Below are 6,567 nucleotides of genomic sequence, written 5' to 3'. Positions count from 1 at the left end.
GAACCAGACTGACTAAAGTAATGAAGCGACTGATACCAAGTGTTGTTTTTGGGCTATCTCTTCTACTGTTACCGGGGCTAGTGGTGGCCCAGCAAGGAACGGTCCAGGGAACCGTCGTTGATGCGCAGAGCGGACAGCCGGTTCCAGGGGTCAATGTTGTCATTTCAGAAACCCAGCAGGGAGCCGCCACAGACGCGGATGGGATATTTCGGATTTCCGGAGTCACACCGGGCGAATACACCCTCCTGGCGTCGTTTGTAGGGTATCAACAGCTCGAACGCGACGTTCAGGTCAAGGCAGGGAGCACGACGCAGGTTCGCCTCCAGTTACAGCCAACTGCTGTACAAATGGAAGAGGTGGCTGTAACGGCGCTCGGCCTTGAAGAGGACCGCGATCAACTTGGTGCATCACAGTCCCAAATCGACGGGGCTGCCATCGCTGATGCAGCCGAGGCGAGTGTCACGAAGTCCCTCTCGGCAAAGGCCGCCGGGCTGCAGGTCTCCAGCTTCGGGGGAGATCCGGGGGCAGGGGCCCGCATCACAATTCGCGGAAACACCAGCATCCAGGGAGACAATCAGCCCTTAATCGTGGTGGATGGCCAGCCCATAAGCAACCAGACCTTCGAGCAGGGCGTGGCGGGCGTGCAGCAGCAATCGCGCTTGAATGACCTCAATCCGCAAGACATCGCGTCCGTAGAAGTGCTGAAGGGGCCTTCCGCCGCTGCCCTCTGGGGGTCGAAGGCCGCAGATGGCGTCATTGTCATTGAGACAGAGAAGGGCAGTTATGCTGGAAAGACCGACGTGTCGTTCAAAACCTCGCTCCGAATTGACGAGCAAAATCAGTCACAGAACCTCCAAGAGGCGTACGGCCAGGGATTTGGCGGACGGTACAAGTTTGGGACTGGTGGTTTCCTGACCGCTCTTTCCTGGGGAGACCGAATCGATCTTCGAGATGGAGGCCCCGACGATGTCCTTGATGGTCCGAATGATCCTGTTGCTGTGGGACAACAGACGGGAACGGAGTATCGCATTATCCCCAGTGGGGCCCCGGGAGATCCCCACGGAGGCAAGAACTCGAAGGAGACGTACGACCAGAGTACCCGTCTTTTTGAGACCGGCACCCTTCTCGAAAACAGTCTGAGTGTTAGTGGAGGTGGCGAACAGGGTCGATTCTATTTGAGCATCGGGAATACCCGTCAGCAGGGCATTATCCCCGTGAATAGCAACTACTACCGGACCTCCATCCGGCTGAACGTGGAGCGGGAGGTAACTGAGCGCCTTACAGTGAAAGGCAATGCGAACTACGTAAATACGAACTCGGATCGCATTCAACAGGGCTCCAATCTTGATGGCATCCTGCTTGGGTCATACCGGACGCCAGCGGGCTTTAACAATGCCGATTACACAGTCGATTTCTACCCCAATGGGTTGGATGGACCGAAGATTGGGGGGCTCCACCGGGCGTTCCGGAGTCCTCTCGGGGCCGGTGCAAACGTCGGATCTTCGGCCCCTCCAAGTCCGACGGGTCCGGGATACGCGAACCCGCTTTTCACCATCAACCGGACGACGAATCACTCGACCGTCAATCGCATCTTCGGGAAGGTTGAGGCGTCCTACGATGCCTTCGACTGGTTGAACCTTACCTCCCGCGTTGGGGTGGACACCTACAGAGACCGGCGGAACGCTTTCTTCCCGGTGCGCAGTTCCGGAAATCCAAGTGGGTACCAGGAGGAGCAGCAACTGAACGAGTTTCAGGTAGACGCTACATTCCTGGCTCGTGCAAATGGGTCGCTCACTGATCAAATTTCCAGCAACCTCACACTCGGCTTTCAACTTACCCACGAGAAGTACGACGAGCTGGACAGCGACCTTAACAACTTCTCGAACCCTGTTCGGGTCCGAAACCTGGGGAACGCGGCGGCCTCCGACGTGAGCTCGTTCCTGGACCTCTCCACGGAACGGACAGGAAGTGTCTTCGCGGAGTGGAACGTGGATCTGTTCAATCAGGTTTTCGTCACCGCGACGGGACGGATTGACCAGTCGTCTACCTTTGGGCCGAAGGCCGACGATACGTTCTTCTATCCGTCGACGTCCGTAGCCTGGCAGTTCCACAAGATCCTCCCCGAAAACGACATCCTGAGCTTCGGAAAGCTCCGCGCAAGCTTCGGACGAGTGGGCCGACAGCCGAATCCGTATCAGGCCTTCACCTACTTCAGTCCGGGGGGGTTCTTCGACGGATACACGGGAACGACGCTTCAGGCCAGCGGCTACGGCGGCGGCTTCGAGCGCAACAATAATCTCGGCAACGCGATCATCCAGCCCGAAACGACTACTAGTTACGAGGCGGGATTGGACCTCCGGTTCTTTAACGATCGTATCACCTTCAACGGAACCTATTATCGGAGCCGGTCGGAGAACGTGATCTTTGGGGTTGACGTGGCGCCCAGTACGGGCTTCACGAGCCGCACGGATAACGTCGCCGAGATTACGAACCGAGGTATTGAGCTCTCACTGGATGGGACATGGATTGCTGGCGACAACTTCCAGTGGAACACCGATCTCCGTTGGTCCACGAACGAAAACGTCGTTCAGAACCTCGCGGGCGTCCGCGAAGTGGGACTGCAAGGCTTCGTGAGCACGGCCTCAAGTCTCGTGGAGGGAGAAGAATACGGCGTGCTTTACGGCAACCGCTGGCGCCGGGCCCCGGAAGGATGCACGGAGTCGACAGTGGAACAGAACTGCGAGCCCCTCACGGACGGCGAGAAAAGTGCAGGATTCACGGTCGGGGAAAACGGCCGCGTCCTCGGTCCCAATGGCTTTCCTCAACAGGCCAGCACGCAGGGGGTCATTGGGAATCCGAACCCGGACTGGACGTCGGGCATTACCAACACGTTCAGTTACAAGGGCCTCTCCCTCAGTGCACTGGTTGAGTACCGTCACGGCGGAGATGTTTGGAACGGCACGAAGGGGGCTCTCTCCTTTTTCGGCCGTCACGCCAGTCAGAATTGGTGGACAACCATCAGTGCCGATAAAGCCACCAACCCGGACATTGTGAACTACGCCGGATGCACGGTTGCGCAGTTGGCCAGCAATAATTGCTTCGGCGGCTTCCTGAGCGCCAATGCCCGGGAGAATGACGACGGGACGTACTCGTTCCGGGGTACCCTCAAGGACTTCGGCGCCGGGGAACGAGTGATCTCCGAGTACTACTACTGGGCCGGACCAGGAAGTGGCTTCACGGGTCCCGGGGAACAGTTCATCGAGGATGGCGGGTTCCTTCGCCTCCGTCGCGTGTCCCTCTCGTACACCTGGGACTCCGATGTCGTGAAAGACATCGGGCTTTCGTCGATTGACCTCTCCGCAACCGCCCGGAATGTGCTCCTGATTACCAATTACTCTGGTATCGATCCGGAAACGAATCTGACGGGACCCTCCAACGGTCAGGGGTTGGACTACTTCAACAACCCGAATACCCGGTCCTACCAGTTCACCATCCGGGTGAACTATTAGAGGAAAAAGTCAGCCAGGGAGGGCTGGCCCGCGGCGGACCGCCGGGGCCAGCCGTTCTCCCTTTCCTGCCCACTCATTTTCCGAGTTCAGACCTACGTAACTGTATTGATTATGCGATACATATACCACTACAGAGTTCTCACCAGTCTACTACTCGTCGCTGTCCTCTCCGTGGGCGTACTAGGGTGTGATTCCTTCACAAGCGGCTATGATAAGGATCCAAACTCGGCTACCGAGACGACGGCCAATCTTGCGCTGAATAGCGCCCAGGTAGCCGCGATCCTTTACCAGGACGGTAACCAAGCCCGGATGGCCTCCATCTTCAACAGTCAGTTGACAGGTGCCGACCGGCAGTACGCAGGCTTCAATTCTTACAACGTCAACTCCAGTGACTTCGACAATATGTGGGTCACTGGTTATGCGGACGTGATCGGGGACCTCAGCGTCGTAAAAGAAAAGACCCGGGGGAGCAATGCCCTGGTGCTCGGCATCGCTCAGGTCATCGAGGCGTACACCTTCGGCACCAAAGCGGCCCTTCACGGATCTGTCCCGATGAAGGAAGCCGCGAAAGGGGACGCCAATCTGAATCCGAAGTTTACGCCCCAGATGGACGTCTACTCGGCGGTTGTCGGAAGCCTCGACGTGGCCATTTCTAATCTTCAAGCTGGGGGCATTAGCCCGGGGGATAAGGATATTTTCTTCGGGGGAGAAGCCCAGAAGTGGATCGAAACAGCCTATACGCTCAAGGCGCGATTTCTGCTCCACATGAACCGCCCTGGGGATGCTCTGGCTGCGGCCCAAAATGGAATTAGTGATCCTTCGAACAATCTTATGGCTTCTCATGGGGCCACGCGGGGAGTCGACTCGAATCCATTTTGGCTCTTCCATGACATCGAGCGGACGGGATACCTCCAGGCTGCTGATTCATACGCTGCAAAAATTTTGGATGACAGCACGAGTGCCTATCGAGGAAACGCCAAGACTGACGAGTCGGCCCGCTTCAATGACTACTTCATCGGAGATCCCGGAGGGTGGGACCTTAATACGGCGAGTGGGGCTTACTTCGGACAGACCTCCGATTACCCGCTCGTGACCTACCGCGAAAACGAATTGATTAAGGCAGAGGCCTACGTGCTGAGGGACAACTCGGGGGACATGGCAAGTGCGCTCACGGCCTTGAACAACGCTCGTGAAGCGGCCGACGCCCAGTATTCTGGGGATGATTACTACCAGAATTACGAGATGGAAGACTTCCAGAGCGACAGTCTCGCGAATCCGCAGGGGGAATCTCAGCGCCGGGCCCTTCTGCGTGAAACGCTTGAAGAGAAGTACGTCTCGCTGATGGCCCACATTGAGGTCTTCAATGACGTCCGGCGAACAGACAACTTCCTCAATATCCCTCCGAAGCGGGGTGGCCAGCTTCCCCAGCGGTTCCTGATTGCTCAGACGGAGATCAATGCGAACAACAATGCTCCGCAGAATCCGCCGGGCATCTTTGAGGTCACGCCAGCCAACCAGTTTGATTACCCGGGTTTCTAGTCTGAGTGCACGTATCACGCCTCAGTAGAGGGCTTCGGGCGTTCTGTGCCCGGAGCCCTCTTTTTTATGCTGCCCTTTGTGAAGACAGGGGGAACCAGGCTTTCGGTTTAAAATACTATGTAGCAGTTTGGAATAACGAGCATTCCACCATGGTCGTGCCGGTTCCTCTCCCTTCTCATGTCCCCGGTGGAGTAAGGCATTTTCTTGCGCTCGTTCTTCTGTGCGGATTGGGGCTGTCGAACGGTCCGGTTCAGGGACAATCGACCACGGACACGCTCCAAGAGGCTGAGTGGTCGAGTCGAATTCGAGAGGCGGTTACAGCCTACCAGAGGCAGAATCACACGCGTGCGCTCAACCAGCTCCTTCCGCTCTTCGAAGCGAATCCTCTCGTTCGTTCGAAGAACGGAGAGGGGACGGCGGCCTACTGGCTCGGACGTGTCTACGAGGACCAGTCTCGTCCAATGATGGCCCGACGAGTCTGGTCGGTTGGCGTGCAGAAGAGTGTGGAGGAGGGAGGACTGGATGTGCGATCGGCGGATGCGTACATTCGTGCTGTGTATCGAGATAGCGTCAAAGCAGAGTACACACAGGCAGCCAACGTGTACCTTCTTCTTTTTGAGAAGGGGGATGAGAAGCCTCCTCCCGGAGCGCGAGAAGTGATCCGCCGACACGTTGCTCAGATGGAGTTTTTGCTTCCGGACACCCTGCGGAGAGCGATCTTGCAGGGGAAAGACCAGAACCGGGAAGTAGACACGACAGTTCGGAGCAGGCATCGGCTTGCTTCCTGGTGGCGTTCACAGGATCCCAAACCAGCGACGGCGAAAAATGAACGTCTCGTCGAACATCTCCAGCGAGTGAACCACGCTCGTGTCCACTACGACTACGAAAAAGCGCTCTCAGGATTTGATGACCGCGGTCGCGTCTACGTCCGGCTCGGAGCCCCTACCGTCACGACAACGATTGACTTCGACAGCGGAGAATTGCTGGACGTAATCCACCGAATCCAAGAGTCGGCAGGGAATAATCTCTTCGTCAGTGTCAGCAGCTTTCCGGAGAACAAGTTTTGGCTTTACAAGCATGGGGACGAGCCGTCGCCATTCTTGTTCGTGCACAACGGGAATACCTACCGGATCGGAGAAATTATCGATCTCATCCCGGAGCGCTACACCTCAGCGATGACGGGACGAACAGGGCGCGGCGGGGCGAAAGTCGACTTTGTTCTCGAAGCACTGCGAACGGCCTATCGTCAGTTGTCGATGTACCACACCGCGTATGGTCCGGAATTCAACCGACTCGATCAATACCTCAACAAGATGGAGGAAACCCGGATCCGTTTCGAGGGACAGTCAGGAAGTATGCTTTACACGAGGGGAAATCGCTCAGACAACAGTGCACTGACTCAGCAGGAAGGAAGTCCTCAGCCCCTTGGAAAGTCGCCGAGCGAGATGGCACGATCTGCGTTTGTTACCGCAAACCAGCAAGAAGTGAAGATCGCCCGTCAGCGGAAGAAGCATACGCC

3 protein-coding genes are annotated in these 6,567 nt (G+C 57.0%); all 3 read left to right on the top strand.

The genetic code is table 11. The features are described from left to right. Nucleotides 1–20 precede the first annotated feature (20 nt). Nucleotides 21–3,509 carry a SusC/RagA family TonB-linked outer membrane protein gene (locus ABEL04_RS07025; protein ID WP_375801675.1) on the top strand — a complete coding sequence of 1,163 codons (3,489 nt, stop codon included), beginning with the start codon at nucleotides 21–23 and terminating at the stop codon, nucleotides 3,507–3,509. 111 nt (nucleotides 3,510–3,620) lie between these two features. Continuing rightward, nucleotides 3,621–5,048: a SusD/RagB family nutrient-binding outer membrane lipoprotein gene (locus ABEL04_RS07020; RefSeq protein WP_375801674.1), complete on the top strand. Its 1,428-nt coding sequence runs from the start codon at nucleotides 3,621–3,623 to the stop codon at nucleotides 5,046–5,048. A gap of 155 nt (nucleotides 5,049–5,203) precedes the next feature. Next, a partial coding sequence (locus ABEL04_RS07015) for a GWxTD domain-containing protein (protein ID WP_375801673.1) occupies nucleotides 5,204–6,567 on the top strand: 1,364 nt, incomplete at its 3' end.

Source organism: Salinibacter sp. (genome assembly GCF_042218895.1).
GTDB lineage: Bacteria > Bacteroidota > Rhodothermia > Rhodothermales > Salinibacteraceae > Salinibacter.
Note: the sequence above shows the minus strand (reverse complement) of the source record. Positions and strands in the feature narration are given on the sequence as shown.

Excerpts from the sequence above, each read along its gene's own strand:
- ABEL04_RS07025 (WP_375801675.1), top strand. The coding sequence starts at position 21 with ATGAAGCGACTGATACCAAGTGTTGTTTTTGGGCTATCTCTTCTACTG.
- ABEL04_RS07020 (WP_375801674.1), top strand. The coding sequence starts at position 3,621 with ATGCGATACATATACCACTACAGAGTTCTCACCAGTCTACTACTCGTC.